This is a genomic window from Flavobacterium sediminilitoris, assembly GCF_023008245.1.
Lineage (GTDB): Bacteria > Bacteroidota > Bacteroidia > Flavobacteriales > Flavobacteriaceae > Flavobacterium > Flavobacterium sediminilitoris.
The window spans coordinates 884417-899973 of sequence record NZ_CP090145.1; the positions used below are offsets into that span (position 1 = coordinate 884417).

Consider the following 15557-nt stretch of genomic DNA (forward strand, 5'->3'; position numbering starts at 1 on the left):
AAAATAAAAACTTCTTAAAGAGTGGTGGAAATTACAAAAAAAAAATCAAACCTGTAAAAAATAGAGTCAGTTTGAATAAGTAAAAATCTTATTAACAAAAAAACTCTCACAGTGTGAGAGTTTTTCTCTATTTTTTAAAAGCATTAAGCAACTGCTTCTGCTTTATCAATTACAACTTGACCTCTGTAATACATTTTACCTTCATGCCAATAAGCTCTGTGATACAAATGTGCTTCTCCTGTTGTAGGACATGTAGCAATTTGAGGTACAGATGCTTTGTAATGTGTTCTTCTTTTATCTCTTCTTGTTTTGGAGATTTTTCTCTTAGGATGTGCCATTTTACTATATTATTTATCCGTTAATAGTTTTTTTAAATTTTCCCATCTTGGGTCAATATTTTCTTGTTCTTCTTGTTCTTCTTTTGGAGAAAGTTTCTCTAATGTTTCTAGTGCATCTGTTTTCAATGTTCCATCCTTTATTCCTGGATGAATTCTCTTAACAGGAACAGAAAGCACAATTCCTTCATAAATATATTGAGAAACATCTACTTGAAACTCACCATGAGGCAAAACAAGTAATTCTTCATTTTCATTATTAAATGTATTTCCAAAATTAACAATCAATTTTAATTTTCCTTTAATTGGCAAATCAAACATTTCATTTGTTAAATCACAAGGTACATTTACAATTCCTTTATATTTGAAATCGAGCTCAAGCATCGTATTCTTCTTCTCTAAAATCAAATCTACTTTGATATCAACAGCATTAAACTCGCTATAATCAAAGCACTCAAAGAACGAATTATCTAATTGATATTCAAACTGATGCTTCCCCAATTTCAATCCAGCAAACTGAATCAAATATTCTTTTAATTTTTTCATAACAACAGTCAACCCATCATTAATGGGATGCAAAGATATAAAATTATTATAAATTAAAACCAGTTATAAACATTTTTTTGTTTACAACTATATTTACCTAACCTTCAAAGGCTTTTTAGTTAATTCTTGATATTCTTTTCTTTTATTAAAAACGTCAATTGCTAAATAAACAGCTTCTTTAAAAGAATCATAATTCGCCAACCTTTTTCCTGCTATTTCATAAGCAGTTCCATGGTCTGGAGATGTTCGTATTTTATCTAATCCTGCTGTATAATTTACTCCTTTTCCAAACGATAATGTTTTAAATGGAATAAGTCCTTGATCATGATACATAGCTAGAATGGCATCATATTTTTCATATTGATATGACCCAAAAAAACTATCTGATGAATACGGTCCAAAAACCATTTTACCAGAATCAAACATTTTTTTAACTACAGGTTTTATAACTTTCTCTTCTTCATCACCAATAACTCCATTATCACCACTATGAGGATTAAGTCCTAGCAAAGCCACTTTAGGCTTAACAACTCCAAAATCTTGCTCAAGTGATTTTATAATTGTATTTATTTTTTCAACCAACAAATCTTCCGTTAAATGCTTAGAAACTTCATTAACAGGAATATGATCTGTCAATAAACCCACACGAAATTTATCATGAACCATCAACATTAAAGCATCTCCATTTAATTGACTATTTAAATAATCCGTATGTCCTGGAAACTTAAATTCTTCGGATTGAATATTATATTTATTTATAGGAGCCGTAACTAAAACATCTACAAGCCCCTCCTTTAAAGCTTTAGTTGCTGACTGAAATGATTTAATAGAATATTTCCCTACAACCTCATCATTCTTCCCGTACTCTATATTAACTCCTTCTTTCCAAACATTTAAAACATTTATTTTCCCTAAAACCATCTGACCTAGATTATCAATACCATGCAAACTAGAATCTAATCCCAAATTTTTCTTTAAAAAAGAAACTATTTTAATATTTGCAAAAATAACAGGCGTACATAATTCTAGCATCCTATTATCTTCAAATGTTTTAAGCACTACTTCAGGACCAATTCCATTCAAATCACCTATAGATATTCCTACAATTATATTTTCTGTTCTTTTTACCATAATAAGTTCCTATTAATTACTTACTTTTGAATTGCAAATTTAGTAAAATAAAATTAGTTATGTTTACCGGAATCATTGAAACATTAGGAACAATAAAAGAAATTACCAAAGACAAAGAAAACCTTCACATCAAATTAAATTCAAATATTACAAATGAATTAAAAATTGACCAAAGTGTTGCTCATAATGGAATTTGCTTAACTGTAGTTGCAATAAAAGACAGCGAATACACCGTTACTGCAATAAAAGAAACCATTGAAAAAACAAACATTTCTTCTTGGAAAGAGAACGACGTCATTAATCTTGAGCGAGCAATGAAACTCGGAGACAGACTTGACGGACACATAGTTCAAGGCCATGTAGACCAAATAGGCATATGTAAAGAAATAACCGAAACAAACGGAAGCTGGTATTTTACTTTTGAATACGACGAAGCAAGTAACAATATAACTATAGAAAAAGGATCTATAACAATTAACGGCACAAGTTTAACAGTTGTAAACTCAAAACGAAACGAATTCAGTGTTGCTATAATACCTTATACTTACGAGAATACAAACTTCAAGCATTACAAAGTTGGAACCATTATTAATTTAGAATTCGACGTACTCGGCAAGTATATAAAAAGAATTCAGGAATTACAAAAATAAAAAAAGCTCTATATAGAGCTTTTTTTATTATAAAAATATCTTGAAATATAATATCCAAACAGTATTGCTACAAAAAACATTAGCACTATTCCACCATCTATAGGCACAGGATCACCAGGAGGAGGAGTTGGAGGAGGAGGAGTTTCTTGAGAGAACCCATTATAAAAACTCATCAAAAATGCAACTATGAAAACTATTCTATTTATTACTAACTTCATGGTTATAAAAATATAAATTTTCCCTTTCTTGCAAGAAGAAAAATCCCTTGTTAATGTTTTAATTATTATTTAGTCAAAAAAATTAATTAACCGAGTACTAAAATAAGAATATTTTTGCACTAAACAATCATTTTTAAAAAAAACTTAAAATTTTCTTAACTAAACAAAAAAAATAGCCATTTCTGGCTAATTTTTTTTGTGGTCCCACCTGGGCTCGAACCAGGGACCACCTGATTATGAGTCAGGTGCTCTAACCAACTGAGCTATAGGACCAGTTTTGAGGTTGCAATATTACTACTATTTTTTATTCAATGCAACATTTTTTATATTTTTATTTTATTTCTTGACAAAGTTCTATCAAAACTCCATTTGTACTTTTAGGATGAAGAAAAGCAACCAACTTATTATCAGCACCTTTCTTCGGCAATTCATTCAAAACAACAAATCCTTCTTTTTTCAATCTTTCAATTTCGAGTAAAATATTTTCAACATCAAAAGCTATATGATGAATCCCTTCCCCTTTTTTTTCAATAAATTTAGCTATTGGACTATCCTCTCTAATCGCTTGTAATAATTCGATTTTATTAGGTCCATTCTCAAAAAAAGAAGTTTTAACCCCTTCCCTTTCTACCACTTCTTCTTTATATGACGACACCCCTAGAAGCTTTTCAAAAATCAAATTAGAGACTTCCAAGTCTTTTACAGCTATACCTATATGTTCAATTTTTCGCATTATTTCTGTTTTAGAAACATTAAAAACTTAATTAAACACAAAATAACAAAAAGTTTTACTCTAAAAAAATAATTCTATTTAGTTTATAACATTATTACGTATTTTTGCAAAATGGAAACGAACAGACAAAAAAAAATAGGCACATTATTACAAAAAGACCTTGTTGACATTCTTCAAGGAGAAATAAGAAAAAACGGAGTAAGTAATTTAGTGATTTCAGTTTCAAAAGTTAATGTAACTTCAGATTTATCTATAGCTAAAGTTTTTTTAAGTGTTTTCCCAACGGAAAAAGCAGGAGAAATCTTAAATGCAATAAAAACAAACACACCTTTAATTAAGCATGATTTATCCCAACGTGTAAAAAATCAATTAAGAAAAGTTCCAAATCTAATTTTCTACATTGATGATAGCTTAGATTATATTGAAAAAATCGACGACGCCCTAAGCGGAAAAGAAAACCCTGTCTTAAACCCTGATTTACTAGACAAGAGAAAGAAATCATAAATCATTGAATTTCCCATTCTACATAGCAAAAAGATATGCAGTAAGTTTTAGCAAAAACTCTACAATAAACATCATAACCATAATAGCAACAGTAGCTATTATTGCTAGCGCAATGGCACTATTTATTTTTCTTTCCGTATTTAGTGGCTTAAAAGAATTCACACTCAGCTATAGTAATTCTTCAGATCCCGATTTTACAATTGAAGCCATAAACGGAAAATCTTTTTTCATCACTCAAGAAGAAGAACTTAAATTAAAAGAAAGCAATTCAATCACAAATTACAGCAAAATAGTTCAAGACCGAGTACTATTCAGCTATAGCAACAAAGAACAAATAGCCACAATAAAAGGAGTTGATAGCATATTTACAAAAGTAAGCTCTATAGACAAATATCTATATGTAGGAAACTGGCTAGAACCAAACACAAATCAAGCAATTGTCGGAGCAGAAATATCAAGAAGATTATCTTTAGGACTATTTGATTTCACAAACTCCTTAGATATTTATTCACCAAAACCTGGTAAAGGATTAATTGAAAATAACGAAAATGCTTTTAATATTTCCAAACTTCAACCAACAGGAATTTTCAACATAAACGAAGATGTTGACAGTAAATATGTTTATTGCGATATTCTAGTTGCGCAAAATTTATTTGGATTCAAACAAAACCAAATCACTAGCATAGAACTAAAAGCATCCAAAAATATTCCAGAAGAAAAAATAATTGAAGAATTAAATGTTATTTTCAAAAACAATGTGAAAATAAAAACCAAAGCACAATTAAACGATTCTTTATACAAAATGTTAAATTCTGAAAATTTATTCATCTATTTATTTAGCACCCTTGTAGTGATTTTAACTTTATTTTGTTTAGCTGGAGCTATCGTAATGATTATTATCGACAAAAAAGAAAACATATATACTTTATACAACATAGGCTTAACCTTTAAAGAAATTAGAAAAATATTCTTTATTCAAGGAATAATTATCACATCTTTTGGTCTTTTTTTCGGCATATTAATTGGCAGCATCCTAATCATCATTCAACAAGAATTTTCACTTTTAATGATATCTCAAAGCATTGCCTATCCTGTTTTATTTAAAATAGAAAACATAATTATAGTTGTATTAACTATTATCTCACTTGGCATAACATCCTCATGGATTGCTTCTGGCAGAGTAAATAAAGAATTTTTTGAGTCATCTTAAAATAGATTATTAACAATTTTTACAATAAACCAGTTAAAACCAGTAGATAAAATTTCACTGATTTTTTTCACCATTAAATGATCTTTTATTATTGTAACACTCAATAAATTCTTTAATTAACTTATTTTAAAACTAAATAACTTTTATAAAAAAGATAATTAAGATTTAAAAATCAAGCTCTTTAACACGCACACTAGAACAAGAGCGTCCATTAATGTAGTTTTATTGTAAATATTTAAAAGCTATCTTTATGTATCATTTATTTTGTAAAAGGCAGAACAGAAGAAATAAATCATTATTTTTTTCAAAAAGACTTGTTTATTCCAATAAACATTGTAAATTTGCACTCACAAATCGCGGGATAGAGCAGTAGGCAGCTCGTCGGGCTCATAACCCGAAGGTCACAGGTTCGAGTCCTGTTCCCGCTACTAAAGAAAACCCTTTCAGCAATGAGAGGGTTTTTACGTTTTGGTTTAATATTATAAATATCTAAATCAACAAGCGATTCTCCCATATCATTTCAATGATTATTACCAGCATGTATCTTCTTAAATGAATCCCTTACTTTTTTCTCATTACTACAACCATCGCTTAAAAGAATTAAAAACAGATTTCAGTAATTAGTCAACAAAAAATAAAAAACCCTAACTTATTTAAAATTAAATAGTTAGGGTTTTTACATGTACCTTGGGTGGGAATCGAACCCACACTCCGAAGAACACGAGTTTGAGTCGTGCGCGTCTACCAATTCCGCCACCAAGGCAAAATATAAAGAAATAAAAAACCTTTTATTCCTTTTGAGAGTGCAAATGTAATTATTTTTTAAAAAAATCACACTAAAAATACTTTAAAAATTACTTTCAGAGTTAAAATTTATTTCTAAATTTGCACCTCGTTTACACAACACAACACTAATCAACTACTAAACAATAAATTAAGATGTCATACAACGAGCCTGAAGCAAAGATTTTTGCATGTTCTCAGAGTGTGTACTTGGCTGAAAAAATAGCAAAGAGCTATGGAATGTCGCTAGGTAAAATTACGTTCTCAAAATATAGTGATGGAGAATTTCAACCTTCTTTTGAAGAATCAATTAGAGGTTTAAGAGTATTTCTAGTTTGCTCAACTTTCCCAAGTTCTGACAATTTGATGGAATTATTACTTATGATTGATGCAGCAAAAAGAGCATCAGCACGTCATATTACAGCAGTAATACCATATTTTGGATGGGCGAGACAAGACAGAAAAGACAAACCAAGAGTCCCAATAGGAGCAAAATTAGTTGCAAAACTATTAGAAGCTGCAGGAGCAACTCGAATTATGACTATGGATTTACACGCTGATCAAATCCAAGGTTTTTTCGAAAAACCTGTAGATCATTTATTTGCTTCTACTATCTTTTTACCATATGTAAAAAGTTTAAATTTAGAAAACCTAACAATTGCTTCACCAGATATGGGTGGATCAAAAAGAGCTTATGCTTATTCTAAGTTTTTAGAATCTGATGTTGTCGTTTGTTACAAGCAAAGAAAAAAAGCAAATGTAATTGACACAATGGAACTAATTGGAGATGTTACAGGAAGAAATGTTATTCTTGTAGATGATATGATAGATACAGGAGGAACTCTTGCTAAAGCAGCAGATGTAATGATGGAAAAAGGAGCTTTAAGTGTTAGAGCAATTTGCACTCATCCTATTTTATCTGGAGAAGCATACGAAAAAATTGAAAACTCTAAATTACTAGAGCTAATAGTTACCGATTCTATTCCTTTAAGGAAAGAATCTAATAAAATAAAAGTTGTAACATGTGCCGATTTATTTGCAGAAGTAATGCACATGGTACAAAACAACAACTCCATAAGTGGAAAATTTTTAATGTAAACAGAACATTTAAAAAAACAGATTAAGAATTATTTTTTTATTAATTATATATTTTAACAATGAAATCAATTACGATTAAAGGATCAGAAAGAGAAAACGTAGGCAAAAAGGCAACTAAAGCCGTACGTGATGCTGGAATGGTTCCTTGCGTTATTTACGGAGGAAATCAACCAGTACATTTTGCAGCAGATGAAAGAGCATTTAAAAACTTGGTATACACTCCAAACGCTCACACTGTTGTAATTGAATTAGAAGAAGGTAAAAAAATTGAAGCAATCTTACAAGATATTCAATTTCATCCAGTTTCAGACAAAATTTTACATATTGACTTTTTCCAATTAAACGAAGAGAAAGAAATCATAATGGAAGTTCCTGTAAAAGTTACTGGAAAATCTCCAGGTGTTATGGCTGGTGGTGTTTTACGTTTAAACCAACGTCGTTTAAAAGTTAAAGCTTTACCTAAAAACCTTCCTGATTTTGTTGAAGCAAACATTACTCCTTTAGAAATGGGTAATAAATTGTATGTTACAAAATTAGAGACAAACAACTTTAAATTAATGCACCCAGACAATACTGTAGTATGTCAGGTAAGAATTTCTCGTGCTGCAATGAAAGCTGCTCAAGAAGCTGCAAAAGCTGCAAAAGCTGCTCCAGCAAAGAAAAAATAATATCATTATTTATTGATTATTTAAAGCACCAGACTACTACTGGTGCTTTTTTTATAAACTACCACCTCATTTTTAAAATAAATTAAATTCATATGTTTGCAACATGAATTGGATTACTCATTTATTTAGAAAAAAGAAACCCTTAAAATGAAAAAATTTTTAGTTATTGGACTAGGTAATATTGGAACAGAGTATGTCAATACTAGACACAATATAGGCTTTAAAATAGTTGATTTTTTTGCTAATAAAGAAAACATAAATTTTCAAACAGTCAAGCTTGGTGATCTCGCTGAGATAAAAATAAAAGGAAGAACAATTCTTTTATTAAAACCAAATACTTATATGAATTTAAGCGGAAAAGCTGTTAAATACTGGATGGAAAAAGAAAATATAGAAAAAGAAAACATTCTTGTGATTACAGACGATCTTAATCTTTCATTTGGCACTATTCGAATTAAAACAAAAGGAAGTGACGGAGGTCATAATGGATTAAAAAACATACAACAAACACTAAACACCTCAGAGTACCCACGATTTCGTTTTGGAATAAGTGATGAATTCAAAAAAGGGCAGCAAGTAAACTATGTCTTAGGTGAATGGACTGATGATGAAAAAGAAAAACTAAAAGAAAGACTTGAAGTTTCAACTGAAATTATAAAATCATTTGCTTTAGCTGGCTTAAATAACACAATGAATTTATTTAATGGTAAATAATTTGGTTTGTTTTTTCTATCTTTAATTAAAATCAGCTTTTTAAGACATGGAAAAAATAGCCTTTGCATTTACTTTAACTTTATTAATTTCTTGTAGTTCAATAAAAAATACAGATAAATTAGAAGAAATAAATAAATCCACGATAATTTCGGGCAAATTAAATCCTTCTTGTCCTGATGACGGTATTTGCACAATTGAAATTATAAAAAACAGAAGTTTAATTATAAAAAAAGACGAAATAAATAGCATTTATTATCAAACAGAAAGCAATTCTGAATATTCAATTATTAAATATAGCTATACAAAAAACACTGAAAAAGAAATTCAAGATACGAACTATGTTGAAGAAATTATTTTCCAAATAAACAATTCCAATTCTAATTTAGCATTAACTGATACTGAGTTGCAAAACACAAAAATGCTTTTTGGAAGACATTGTTTCTGTAAAGGTCAAGCAGGATATTACTTAGTATCCAAAGGGAATCTCAATTTTAATAAAGAAAATGAAAAATATAATTTAGCTTTAGATTTTATTGTTCTTGAAGTTCCTCAAATAATTAATACGATTAAAGTTTCTTTTAAATAAAAAACCCCCTTTAAAAAAGGAGGTATTAAGTTTTTAACAATTAAATTATTCAATAATTATTTTCTTCATTACCTTTTTAGCTCCATCAATTATTGAAACCAAATAAATACCTGTTTGAACATCTTCTAAGTTTATATTTTGATTAAAACTCCCTGTATTAGAAAATGTCTCTTTATACACCTCTCTTCCACGAATATCAAAAACATGTACATCAATATCATTTGATGAATTAGACAAAAATGTCACAGTAAAACTTCCTTTATTAGGATTAGGATATAATGTAAGCTCCTCAAAATCAAACAAGTCATTTCCTAGTGGCTGAACGATACAAACATTTAAACTCCAACTATTTAAAACTCCTCCATCTTGATTAAAAGCATCTGAAACTGTTAAAACCCATGTTCCTGCAGAATCCTCACCATTAAACACTGACAATACTTGTTCTGGTAATACCGTTCCAGATATCCCTGGATTATTACCACAAACTAATGCTGAACCTGAATCATCAAATGTAGCTACTATATTTTCTATACTTGCGTTTGGATTACATTCATTAGAGAATAGCTGCACAATTGTCCCTGACGGACTTGTTAATGTAGCTGTTAAATCATTTATCCAAGTATGCGTTATATTCATTGTCACATTTATATCAGCTATTGACCCTCCAGAAGGAATATTCAAGGTCGAATTAATTGTTGGTGTTCCAGAGGCAGAAATAACAATTGGCACATTACTCGATGAAGTTGTTGTACAAGAGATACTTCCTGTTGTAAACCTATAAGAACTCCCGTAAACACCAGTACAAGTAACACTTTTTGGCAACACTCTCCAAAAGTAATTTGTCCCTTCACTTAATCCAGAAACACTATATGAATTTGAAGTCACATTTCCAGAACTTACAACAGTACTAAAAGTATTATCTGTAGCTACCTGAACATCATAAGACGTTGCATTAGGATTTAGATCCCAAGTCAAATTTAAAGTAGTATTTTGACCAATTGCATTATTAACAGGAGCAGTCAAAACTACAGGGCTAAGACCAACAGACAAATAGAAAGGAACCGTTTTTGTAACAGCACCAGAAGTAGCATTAACTAATATTTGATAATCTCCACTTGCAACAGAAGTTAAATTACCTAAAGTCAAAACAACTGTTCCTGTAGAACTAATTTGGCTAGGGTTAAAACTTACCGTTGACCCTGAAGGATTACCAGTAGCAGTAAAAGATGTACTTGCACCAAATCCTCCTAAAGCAGAATAATTTATTATATAATCAACTGTATTTGAAGAACAAATTGAAGTATTCTGCGTCTCTTCAATACCTGAAAAAGAAACTGAAAAAGAAGAAGGAGCAGAAGAAATAGTAAAGTTTGTGTTTGATATATCATAAAAAATATGGCTATAACCTCTTACCATAATTCTATTTTGAGAACCTGGATTATTTGGCACTGTAATTATTTCAGAACCATCATTTGGCACTTTACTGGCTAAAAATATAGGATAAGTAAATCCTCCATCTGTAGAAAGTAAAATATCAACAAAAGATGCGTTAATCCCATTTTCCGTAGTTCCAGCCACATCCCAAGTAACATTTTGATTTGTTCCCGCCACCCACGAAACTGCTGTATTTGGAGTATTTACTAAAAAAGGACCCACTGATGCTGTAGTAACAACCATATCATCTCTTCCTGTTTGTCCTCCATTAGGACTTCTATTATCCCTAACAGTAAGTGCAAAATTCATTGTTCTAACAACATTAGGTACAACTTCCCAAGTTGGTGCCAAATTATTATTAATTACATCCTGTATTCTTGGCATATACCTATCAGGAGAAGCAACAGGTGGTCTAGATCTGAAATTTGGACCATTAGTAGCTGTTTGTAAAGGAGCCTGCGTAGAAATCTCATTATTTGTTTGCTCCCAACAATAGGTCAAAGCATCACCATTAGCATCTGTAGCTGCACCTTTTAAAACAAATGCCGTACCTTTTGGAATAATATAATCTGGACCTGCATTAACTACTGGAGCAATATTGCCATTAGGTGTTACAACTGCGCAAGAAGTCCCTAAGAACGTTCTAGTATTAGCCTCAGCAATACTAATAAAACTAAAGTGAGCATCTGAATTACTTTGAACATTAGGAGAGCAAATTCCTGCGTACGCCATAATAGTAGACCCACTTCCTGGCTCTACTGCTGTACTTGAATTTCTATTACCACTACATGAATTATTAAAAGTATGATTACATCCAAACTGGTGCCCTATCTCATGAGCTACATAATCAATATCAAAAGGATCTCCAACTGGTGCATTTGCTCCTGTAACACCTCTCGCTTTTTGAGAATTATTACACACAACCCCTAATCCAGCAACACCTCCTCCTCCTGTACTCACAACATGACCAATATCGTAATTTGCACTCCCAATAACTGTGGTCACATTAGTTTGATTTTGCCCCAACATAGTTCCTCCATTATTATTTGTATAAGGATCAGTTCCTGCATTTGTGTAAATTATTAAATTATTATTTGCTACCAAAACCAATCTTGCTGATAAATCTCTCTCATAGATAGCATTAACTCTATTTACAGTTACAACTATTGCAGCTAAAGCCCCTGCAACGGTACCTCCATGAAAAGCAGCATATTCTCCAGTACAAGCCATTGCTAATCTATATGTTCTAAAGTTACCATCCCCTGTTCTTTGAAAACTCTCACTTGACACATTTTTTAACACTTCATGATTTATTTCATCAAAATCACAACTAAAATTTCTTATATTTGACGTATTAGATTTATCATAAACAATATAATTGTTTAAATCCGTAGTGTAAGTATCTATAAAAGTTGTTCCTGTTTTTCCTGACAAAATCATTCCATGAAATCCAAATTGAGTTATACTAAATCGAATAGTTGCAGTTGGATCATTAATTCCTTTTCCTAAATAAGTTTTCATTTCAGGAAATTTTTCAGCCAACTCTTTTTCCATAATCAAAGATTCATAAATTCTATAGTTTTCTAAACTCCCATTAGAATTAGGAAAAGTAATAATGATATTTGAAAAAACGCCACTTAAATCATTTGGAGCGAGCATTAAACTTGACTTTAAGTTTTGCATCTCTAATGAATAGAGTTCATATTTGAAAGGCATTGATATTCTTTCCGCTTTTTGAAGTGATTCCACTTTATCTAAAGAAGTTTTTTTCCATACAGACTTTTGACAATATATATTACTGAAAAATAACACAGCAAACATTGCTAATAGTAATTTTTTTTTCATTTTATTTGAATTATTTACTTATTTACAAATCAAAAATAACAAATAATTCAAATAAAATCATAAAAAAATATAAATTTATAAAAAACAATCCGTGTAAAACATTAAATAAATTATTTTTATTTAAAATTATTTTTATTTAAAAGGCATTAATTATAGTTTTTATTTAAAAAATCAACATAAAATACCATAAAAAAAATTAAATTGCAGACCTATCCAATAATCTTATATTTTATGAAAAAAAATACCTCAAAAGGTATAGTATTCACAGTCTTTAGTTTATTATCTTTAACTGTAAATGCCCAAACCTTACAAAAAAAAGGAGTTCCTCAAAAATTTGGAAGACCTATCCAAATAACTGAACAAGCACTCACTCCTAGTGGTCATATCAGATGTTATACTGATGAAAACGAGGCTTATTTAAAAACACAATACCCAAACAGAAGCACTAATACAGAATTTGAAAACTGGTTAGCTCCTAAAATAGCCCAAATAAAAGCCGACAGAGCTGCTGGTAAAAATATTCAGCAAGTATATAATATTCCTGTAGTAATCCATATTGTACACAATGGTGACGCAATAGGAACAGGTGAAAACATTACAGATGCTCAAGCTTTATCTCAAATCCAAGTCATGAATGAAGATTACAGAAAATTAATTAACACACCCGGAGGAGCTAATTCTACTGGATTAGCTGTTGATTGTGAAATTAATTTCTGTATTGCTCAAACTGATCCTAATGGGAATCCAACTTCAGGAATTGTAAGACACAATATAGCTCCATATGCTAATGACGTAGCAAATGGACCAGGAGGAGCTGACTGGGAAAAAAGAGCAGATGTAGAGTTGCTAAAACAAAACACCATTTGGAATCCTGATAATTATTTAAATATGTGGACAGTTCGCTTTGGAGGATTACCAGCAGATCAAGGTGGACTTGATGGTATTTTAGGTTATGCGCAATTCCCTAGTAATTCTGGATTAGGAGGATTAAACAACAACGGTGGACTTGCTAATACTGATGGAGTTGTAGCTAGCTTCGATACTTTTGGAACAATTGACGAAAATGACGGAACATTTATTTTAAACCCATCATACAATAGAGGAAGAACTATGACACATGAAGTTGGTCACTGGCTAGGCTTAAGACATCTATGGGGTGATCCCAATACAAATCTAGGAGTAGATGGATGCACAGTAGACGATTATTGTCTTGATACTCCTAACACAAGACAACCAAATTTTACATGTGATCTAACTACTAATTCTTGTCCAGCCCCAGGAAATGATATGGTTCAAAACTATATGGACTATACTAATGATGCCTGTATGGATACCTTTACACAAGATCAAAAAAATAGAATGATTGCAGTAATGACTAACTCTCCTAGAAGAAACACATTAAATGCTTCTAGTGCTTGTCAAACTCCAACTCCAATAATTAGATTTCAAAACCCAACAGGTTCAGTTAACGAAAATACTAATTGTAATTTTACTGATTTCACTTTCCCTGTATTATTAGGCAAAGCAGCAACATCAGATGCAACAGTTACATTTAATGTTACAGGAGGGACAGCAATTTTAAATACTGATTACTCAATTGTTAATTCATCTGTTACCTTTCCAACAGGGACAACTGCAAATCAAAACTTAACTATTCGCATTTATAATGATGGATTAGTCGAAAATGACGAAACTATTGAAATTACTTTAACATTAAATGCTAATGGAGGTAATACCACATTAAATGAAAATGCTAAAACAATCACAATTACAATTGTTAATGATGATAACACTCCTTCAGCAACTCAAATAACAACCTTAATTACTGAAGACTTTGAAGATGCTACTGGATGGGGTATTATTGATGGAGATGGAGACGGAGAAAACTGGGGTACAGTTAATGGATTAGATGGATTTGGAGGAATAGTTGGAGTATGTGCTTTTTCAGAAACTGATTTAACAATTGTAGGAGGTACTGGAACCACAAACCCAAACAACTATATTATCAGTCCTCAATTCACAATAGCTGCCAGCTCAACAGCCGCTGAAGTTAATTACACAATTGGCGCTTACTCATCAGACACAAATCCATATCAAGAACATTACTCTGTATATTTTACAACTAACATAAGTACAGTTAATTCAATTTTAGCTGGAACAGTTTTAGAAAATAACAGAGAAATCCCTGCAAAAAACACAGAGGAAAGATCTCATGATTTATCAGCATTTATCGGACAAACTGGTTATATTGTATTTAGACACCACAATACAGCTGGGAACGGTATATTAGTATTAGATAATGTTGACATAAACTCAACTATTTCAACTGACATACAAACTGAAATTAATACAGGGACAGCTTACCAAGCCTTAATCCCTTCTACAGGAACAATTTATGCTACTGATTCTTCTACAGGAAAAATCATGTCTAATATAATTAACAATGCAAATGCAGATTATGGCTGCACTAATGTTTATGTAAATAGAAGTCAAACTTCTACCGGTAGCGCATCGGTTAACTATGGTTCAAATACAGCTACTAACCTAAAAGTAATGGCTAAAACATTTACTATAACCACAGCTAACAGCCTAAATGAAAACGCAGATATTATGTTCTATTTCTCTGAGGCAGAAATAGCAGCATGGGAAACTGAAACTGGAAACAACAGAAACTTATTAAAAGTTATAAAAGATGGAAATTTAGTTGCATTACCAACAACTATTGGATCTTTCGGTTCTAATGTGACTATTACTGGAACATCTGTAAATGGAATTGAAGGTGTTTACTATTTTGGAATTGATTCAACTTTAGGCTCTTCAAATTTTGAAATTATAGAAGCTGTTAGTATTTATCCAAACCCTACTAGTAATGAATTAAATATAAACCTATCTGGTGATTTTTCTTCAACAACTAGCTATACTATATACAATAGTATTGGTCAAACTATAAAATCTTCAAAAATTACTATTCAGTCAGATTTAAAAATAAACACATCAAACTTTAGCGATGGTATTTATTTTATTCGAATTGAAAAAGATGGAGCTTCAAAAACTCTGAAATTCATCAAACAGTAATTTATTTTTTAAAAATATTTTTAAGAG

The 15557-nt window shown here is 30.8% G+C and carries 14 protein-coding genes and 3 tRNA genes; 9 read left to right on the forward strand and 8 right to left on the reverse strand.

What is annotated here, in order from left to right; genetic code table 11:
* Nucleotides 1-143: 143 nt before the first annotated feature.
* The 3 genes from rpmF to pdxA all read right to left on the reverse strand — a co-directional run bounded on the left by rpmF (nucleotide 144) and on the right by pdxA (nucleotide 2012).
* The gene (gene rpmF, locus LXD69_RS04095; RefSeq protein WP_045970845.1) at nucleotides 144-338 is read right to left on the reverse strand and encodes a 50S ribosomal protein L32; all 195 of its coding nucleotides are present in this window, start codon (nucleotides 336-338) and stop codon (nucleotides 144-146) included.
* A gap of 9 nt (nucleotides 339-347) precedes the next feature.
* Nucleotides 348-881 (reverse strand): YceD family protein, encoded by a 534-nt coding sequence (locus tag LXD69_RS04100; RefSeq protein WP_045970843.1) that lies wholly within the window; start codon nucleotides 879-881, stop codon nucleotides 348-350.
* A gap of 93 nt (nucleotides 882-974) precedes the next feature.
* The gene (pdxA, locus tag LXD69_RS04105; RefSeq protein WP_045970841.1) at nucleotides 975-2012 is read right to left on the reverse strand and encodes a 4-hydroxythreonine-4-phosphate dehydrogenase PdxA; all 1038 of its coding nucleotides are present in this window, start codon (nucleotides 2010-2012) and stop codon (nucleotides 975-977) included.
* Between the two features lie 59 nt (nucleotides 2013-2071).
* On the opposite strand from pdxA, the gene LXD69_RS04110 reads away from it, so the two are divergent.
* Nucleotides 2072-2662 carry a riboflavin synthase gene (locus LXD69_RS04110; RefSeq protein ID WP_246917743.1) on the forward strand — a complete coding sequence of 197 codons (591 nt, stop codon included), beginning with the start codon at nucleotides 2072-2074 and terminating at the stop codon, nucleotides 2660-2662.
* 8 nt (nucleotides 2663-2670) lie between these two features.
* Here the strand turns inward: LXD69_RS04110 and LXD69_RS04115 are convergent, their stop codons facing one another.
* The 3 genes from LXD69_RS04115 to mce all read right to left on the reverse strand — a co-directional run bounded on the left by LXD69_RS04115 (nucleotide 2671) and on the right by mce (nucleotide 3613).
* Nucleotides 2671-2880: a hypothetical protein gene (locus LXD69_RS04115; protein WP_152640761.1), complete on the reverse strand. Its 210-nt coding sequence runs from the start codon at nucleotides 2878-2880 to the stop codon at nucleotides 2671-2673.
* 199 nt (nucleotides 2881-3079) lie between these two features.
* Nucleotides 3080-3153, reverse strand: a tRNA-Ile gene (locus LXD69_RS04120).
* Between the two features lie 58 nt (nucleotides 3154-3211).
* A complete protein-coding gene (gene mce / locus LXD69_RS04125) occupies nucleotides 3212-3613 on the reverse strand; it encodes a methylmalonyl-CoA epimerase (protein WP_246917745.1) in 402 nt (133 codons plus the stop codon).
* A gap of 111 nt (nucleotides 3614-3724) precedes the next feature.
* Here mce and rbfA point away from each other — a divergent pair, with 111 nt between their 5' ends.
* The 3 genes from rbfA to LXD69_RS04140 all read left to right on the forward strand — a co-directional run bounded on the left by rbfA (nucleotide 3725) and on the right by LXD69_RS04140 (nucleotide 5755).
* Nucleotides 3725-4117, forward strand: coding sequence for a 30S ribosome-binding factor RbfA (gene rbfA / locus LXD69_RS04130; protein ID WP_045970797.1), 393 nt, complete (start codon nucleotides 3725-3727; stop codon nucleotides 4115-4117).
* 4 nt (nucleotides 4118-4121) lie between these two features.
* Nucleotides 4122-5327 carry an ABC transporter permease gene (locus tag LXD69_RS04135; RefSeq protein WP_246917747.1) on the forward strand — a complete coding sequence of 402 codons (1206 nt, stop codon included), beginning with the start codon at nucleotides 4122-4124 and terminating at the stop codon, nucleotides 5325-5327.
* Between the two features lie 355 nt (nucleotides 5328-5682).
* A tRNA-Met gene (locus LXD69_RS04140) sits at nucleotides 5683-5755 on the forward strand.
* Nucleotides 5756-6010: 255 nt separating this feature from the next.
* Here the strand turns inward: LXD69_RS04140 and LXD69_RS04145 are convergent.
* A tRNA-Leu gene (locus tag LXD69_RS04145) sits at nucleotides 6011-6090 on the reverse strand.
* A 176-nt stretch (nucleotides 6091-6266) separates the two neighbouring features.
* Between LXD69_RS04145 and LXD69_RS04150 the strand changes: the two genes are divergently transcribed.
* The 4 genes from LXD69_RS04150 to LXD69_RS04165 all read left to right on the forward strand — a co-directional run bounded on the left by LXD69_RS04150 (nucleotide 6267) and on the right by LXD69_RS04165 (nucleotide 9176).
* Nucleotides 6267-7208: a ribose-phosphate pyrophosphokinase gene (locus tag LXD69_RS04150; RefSeq protein ID WP_045970768.1), complete on the forward strand. Its 942-nt coding sequence runs from the start codon at nucleotides 6267-6269 to the stop codon at nucleotides 7206-7208.
* A 59-nt stretch (nucleotides 7209-7267) separates the two neighbouring features.
* A complete protein-coding gene (locus LXD69_RS04155) occupies nucleotides 7268-7876 on the forward strand; it encodes a 50S ribosomal protein L25/general stress protein Ctc (RefSeq protein ID WP_045970766.1) in 609 nt (202 codons plus the stop codon).
* Between the two features lie 147 nt (nucleotides 7877-8023).
* The gene (pth, locus tag LXD69_RS04160; RefSeq protein ID WP_246917748.1) at nucleotides 8024-8590 is read left to right on the forward strand and encodes an aminoacyl-tRNA hydrolase; all 567 of its coding nucleotides are present in this window, start codon (nucleotides 8024-8026) and stop codon (nucleotides 8588-8590) included.
* Between the two features lie 46 nt (nucleotides 8591-8636).
* Nucleotides 8637-9176 carry a hypothetical protein gene (locus LXD69_RS04165; protein ID WP_246917750.1) on the forward strand — a complete coding sequence of 180 codons (540 nt, stop codon included), beginning with the start codon at nucleotides 8637-8639 and terminating at the stop codon, nucleotides 9174-9176.
* Between the two features lie 45 nt (nucleotides 9177-9221).
* Here LXD69_RS04165 and LXD69_RS04170 read toward each other — a convergent pair whose 3' ends face one another.
* The gene (locus LXD69_RS04170) at nucleotides 9222-12455 is read right to left on the reverse strand and encodes a zinc-dependent metalloprotease (RefSeq protein ID WP_246917752.1); all 3234 of its coding nucleotides are present in this window, start codon (nucleotides 12453-12455) and stop codon (nucleotides 9222-9224) included.
* 231 nt (nucleotides 12456-12686) lie between these two features.
* Between LXD69_RS04170 and LXD69_RS04175 the strand changes: the two genes are divergently transcribed.
* Complete coding sequence (locus LXD69_RS04175; protein ID WP_246917753.1) at nucleotides 12687-15530, forward strand: T9SS-dependent choice-of-anchor J family protein; 2844 nt, start codon at nucleotides 12687-12689, stop codon at nucleotides 15528-15530.
* The last annotated feature ends 27 nt before the right edge of the window (nucleotides 15531-15557 follow it).

Coding starts and splice junctions, on each gene's coding strand:
- rpmF (WP_045970845.1), bottom strand. CDS start 338: ATGGCACATCCTAAGAGAAAAATCTCCAAAACAAGAAGAGATAAAAGA.
- LXD69_RS04100 (WP_045970843.1), bottom strand. CDS start 881: ATGAAAAAATTAAAAGAATATTTGATTCAGTTTGCTGGATTGAAATTG.
- pdxA (WP_045970841.1), bottom strand. CDS start 2,012: ATGGTAAAAAGAACAGAAAATATAATTGTAGGAATATCTATAGGTGAT.
- LXD69_RS04110 (WP_246917743.1), top strand. CDS start 2,072: ATGTTTACCGGAATCATTGAAACATTAGGAACAATAAAAGAAATTACC.
- LXD69_RS04115 (WP_152640761.1), bottom strand. CDS start 2,880: ATGAAGTTAGTAATAAATAGAATAGTTTTCATAGTTGCATTTTTGATG.
- mce (WP_246917745.1), bottom strand. CDS start 3,613: ATGCGAAAAATTGAACATATAGGTATAGCTGTAAAAGACTTGGAAGTC.
- rbfA (WP_045970797.1), top strand. CDS start 3,725: ATGGAAACGAACAGACAAAAAAAAATAGGCACATTATTACAAAAAGAC.
- LXD69_RS04150 (WP_045970768.1), top strand. CDS start 6,267: ATGTCATACAACGAGCCTGAAGCAAAGATTTTTGCATGTTCTCAGAGT.
- LXD69_RS04155 (WP_045970766.1), top strand. CDS start 7,268: ATGAAATCAATTACGATTAAAGGATCAGAAAGAGAAAACGTAGGCAAA.
- pth (WP_246917748.1), top strand. CDS start 8,024: ATGAAAAAATTTTTAGTTATTGGACTAGGTAATATTGGAACAGAGTAT.
- LXD69_RS04165 (WP_246917750.1), top strand. CDS start 8,637: ATGGAAAAAATAGCCTTTGCATTTACTTTAACTTTATTAATTTCTTGT.
- LXD69_RS04170 (WP_246917752.1), bottom strand. CDS start 12,455: ATGAAAAAAAAATTACTATTAGCAATGTTTGCTGTGTTATTTTTCAGT.
- LXD69_RS04175 (WP_246917753.1), top strand. CDS start 12,687: ATGAAAAAAAATACCTCAAAAGGTATAGTATTCACAGTCTTTAGTTTA.